1 protein-coding gene is annotated in these 576 nt (G+C 60.9%); it reads right to left on the reverse strand.

Annotated features, from left to right (window positions below; translation table 11 throughout):
• Nucleotides 1–18: 18 nt before the first annotated feature.
• On the reverse strand, nucleotides 19–576 hold a 558-nt coding region (gene phoU / locus A6V37_RS03600), incomplete at its 5' end, for a phosphate signaling complex protein PhoU (protein ID WP_064285779.1).

Consider the following 576-nt stretch of genomic DNA (forward strand, 5'->3'; position numbering starts at 1 on the left):
GCCGCTGCTGTCCGGTGCTCAATGATCCAGGGCTTCGCGCTCAAGCCGCTCGCGCGACACATGGCGCACATCCGTGCCCTTGACGACATAGATGACGAGCTCGGCCAGATTCTTCGCGTGATCCCCGATCCGTTCGATGGCCGATGCAATGAACAGGTAGTCGAGCGCAGAAGCGATGACGCGAGGATTCCCGGCCATATACGCTGGTAGTTTGCGCACAAAAGCGCGGTAGCGGTCATCGATCGCCTCGTCCTCGGACATGATTGCGGCTGCCGCTACCGTATCGAGTCGGGCAAATGCGGCGAGCGCGTGATGGAGGATCGATGCGGCCATCTGTCCGGATGACTGGATATCGGCGACGTTTATGTTCCTGCCTGCACCGTCCTGCGCGATTCGCCGCGTGCGCTTCGCGATCTTGCGTGCCTCATCGCCGGCACGTTCGAGATTAGTAATGCCCTTCGAGATGGCCATCACCTGACGCAGGTCGGATGCAGTCGGCTGGCGCCGCGCGATGATGTTGCCGCACTCGGCATCGATCTCGACTTCCATTGCGTTGAGTCGATGCTCCTCATCCAC

It is taken from the genome of Paraburkholderia ginsengiterrae, assembly GCF_001645125.1.
In the GTDB taxonomy this organism is placed as follows: Bacteria; Pseudomonadota; Gammaproteobacteria; order Burkholderiales; family Burkholderiaceae; genus Paraburkholderia; species Paraburkholderia ginsengiterrae.